Origin of the sequence: Microbacterium sp., from assembly GCF_030149085.1 — a bacterium.
Lineage (GTDB): Bacteria > Actinomycetota > Actinomycetes > Actinomycetales > Microbacteriaceae > Microbacterium.
On record NZ_JASBSF010000103.1, the window covers coordinates 1 to 2809 of the forward strand.

General features: G+C 66.9%; 3 protein-coding genes. 2 read left to right on the forward strand and 1 reads right to left on the reverse strand.

Annotated features, from left to right (window positions below; all coding sequences use genetic code 11):
- Nucleotides 1-801 (reverse strand): 2-oxo acid dehydrogenase subunit E2 (locus tag Q1V87_RS04285; protein WP_300590986.1); only part of this gene is annotated, 801 nt, incomplete at its 3' end.
- A gap of 175 nt (nt 802-976) precedes the next feature.
- On the opposite strand from Q1V87_RS04285, the gene Q1V87_RS04290 reads away from it, so the two are divergent.
- Together Q1V87_RS04290 and Q1V87_RS04295 are read left to right on the forward strand one after the other, a co-directional pair.
- Nucleotides 977-2431 (forward strand): GuaB1 family IMP dehydrogenase-related protein, encoded by a 1455-nt coding sequence (locus Q1V87_RS04290; protein WP_300590987.1) that lies wholly within the window; start codon nt 977-979, stop codon nt 2429-2431.
- A gap of 115 nt (nt 2432-2546) precedes the next feature.
- A partial coding sequence (locus Q1V87_RS04295; protein WP_300590988.1) for a CNNM domain-containing protein occupies nt 2547-2809 on the forward strand: 263 nt, incomplete at its 3' end.

A 2809-nucleotide genomic window follows, 5' to 3' on the forward strand; every position in this document is an offset into this window, starting at 1 on the left:
CTTGCGGGCGCGGGAGACCAGGTCTTCGTAGGCCGACAGATACTCGGCGAAGGTGAGGGTGTCGGCGTGCTTGATGCTGGGCACCAAGAGCGCACGCGTGCCGTCGGGCTTCGGGAGATCGATTGCGATCCCGAGGTTCACGTGTGCCGGCGCGACAACCGACGGCTTCCCGTCGATCTCGGCGTAGAACACGTTCTGGCTCGGGAACTCGGTGAGGGCACGAATGATGGCCCACCCGATGAGGTGCGTGAAGCTCACCTTCCCGCCTCGGGTGCGCGCCATGTGGTTGTTGATCACGATCCGGTTGTCGATCATGAGCTTGGCGGGAACGGTGCGCACACTCGTCGCGGTAGGAACGGTGAGCGACTCATCCATGTTCGCAGCGAGCGTCTTCGGCATCCCCTTGAGGACGGTCACCGTGTCCTCGGACGGCGGGGCATCGGATGCCGCGCGTGCGGTGTCGGGGGCTTGCGCCGGAATCGGCTGGGCGGAGGCGGGACGAGCTGTCGTTCGCGCAACGGGCTGCGAGCCGATCACCGGGGTGGGTGCGGTGACCGGATGCGCGTCGTTCGACGCAGGCTTCGCGGCCGCGTTCTCTCCCGCGGGCTTCGCGCCGTTCTCGCCGGACGGCTTCGCGCCGTTCTCGGTGGCAGAGTGGTAGGCCTCGAGCACCGGCCACCAGGCCTTGTCTACCGAGTTGCGGTCTTGTCGGAACTGCTCGTACAGCTCTTCAACGAGCCACTCGTTGGCGCCGAACTCACTTTCGTTCGACACTCCGACGCCGGTCACCTGACTCGACACGTTAGATCGCCCGCTTTCGTCACGATTGTCGTCGCGGACTATCGTCGTCGCGCCCGCGTCGTTCAACAGACCAGCGTAGTCCGTCCAAACACCCCGGCAGGCCATCCGAACCCTGAGCTGCGCCGCGAATTGGTCACGATTCCGCTGAGACCATGGACGGGTACGCTTGGCCCACATGGAGTTCTACGGTGATGCGCCGGCCTTCGACCTGACCTACTCGGACGTCTTCCTCGTTCCCCGCCGATCGGGCGTGGGGAGCAGACTCGAGGTCGACCTCTCCCCGCGCGATGGGACTGCAGCCACCATCCCGCTCGTTTCGGCAAACATGAATTCGGTCACGGGAGCGCGCCTTGCCGCCACGCTCGCGCGCCGGGGCGGGCTCGGAGTTCTTCCGCAAGACCTTCCTCTGCAGGAGCTGGATGCCGCGATCCGCTGGGTCAAGGACCAGCCTGCCGCCTGGGACACGCCGCTCGTTCTTCCCCCCGACGCGACAGTTGCCGACGCAACGACCCTGCTGCCTCCGACGGAGGGCTACGGCGTGATCGTCGCGCGGCCCACCGACCGTCTCATGATCGAGGATGTTCAGGGCATCGTGACCGCGGTCCGCCTGGGGTCTGCGCTCCCGGACGCGCGTCTGGGCGATCTCACCCGCGGGCGACCCGCGTCTGTTGATGCCGACGATATCGAGTCGGCTCGGCACGCGTTCGACGTCATCGTCGCGGCCGATGCTGAGATTGTGTGCGTCGTCCACCACGGGCAGGTCGTCGGCACGCTGTCTCGCCGAAGCGCACTGCGCGCGACGCTGTACCAGCCAGCCGTTGACCGAGACGGTCGCCTCATCGTCGCTGCAGCCGTGGGTATCAATGGCGATGTGGCCGGTAAGGCGCGCGCGCTCGTGGCCGCCGGTGTTGATGTCCTGGTGCTCGACACCGCGCACGGTCATCAAGAGGGGATGCTCGGCGCGTTGCGAACCGTGTCGGCGCTTGATTTGGGTGTGCCGCTGGTGGCCGGGAACGTCGTGACCAGCGCCGGCGTCGGCGATCTCGTTTCAGCTGGCGCGAGCATCATCAAGGTCGGCGTCGGGCCGGGTGCGATGTGCACGACCCGCATGATGACTGCTGTGGGGCGACCGCAGTTCTCGGCTGTCCACGAGACGGCCCTTGCGGCCCGCGCTGCCGGTGCTCATGTGTGGGCCGACGGCGGTGTGCGTTACCCGCGCGACGTTGCTCTCGCGCTGGCGGCGGGCGCGGCATCCGTCATGATCGGTTCGTGGTTTGCCGGCACGATCGAGGCTCCCGGATCGCTGCAGCGCGATGCCGCCGGCAACCTTTACAAGGAGTCGTGGGGGATGGCCTCGACCAAGGCAGTGCAGGCGCGATTCGGTCGCCTGGATGCCTACGAACGAGCACGCAAGGAGCTGTTCGCCGAGGGGATTTCGTCGTCGAAGATCTACCTCGACCCGCAGCGACCCGGCCTCGAAGACCTCATCGACATGATCACCTCCGGCGTTCGCTCGTCGTTCACCTACGCCGGTGCCGCCTCGGTCCCCGAGTTCCACGAGCGCGCGCTCGTCGGTCTGCAATCGGCCGCCGGCTACGAGGAAGGCAAGGCGCTCCCCGTCAGCTGGTGATGGTCGCAGTCCGGGGGCGCCATCTCGCCGGGTAGACTCGTCTCACGATGGACGACCCTCCGAGTTGCCGACGATCGCCCCACCGACCCGCACCCCAGACCGGGGGTGATGCGTGATGGAGTTCATCATGCTGGGGGTGGGGCTCCTGCTCACGATCGGGACGGGACTGTTCGTCGCCAGCGAGTTCGCGCTGGTCAACCTCGATCGCGCCGACCTCGAAGCGCGCCAGGCCGCGGGAGAGACACGCCTCTCGCTGACGATCAGCGCGCTGAAGATCACCTCGACGCACCTGTCCAGTGCTCAACTGGGGATCACGCTGACGACACTGCTCACCGGTTACACGATGGAGCCGGCGATTTCGAGCCTGTTGCGTCCGGT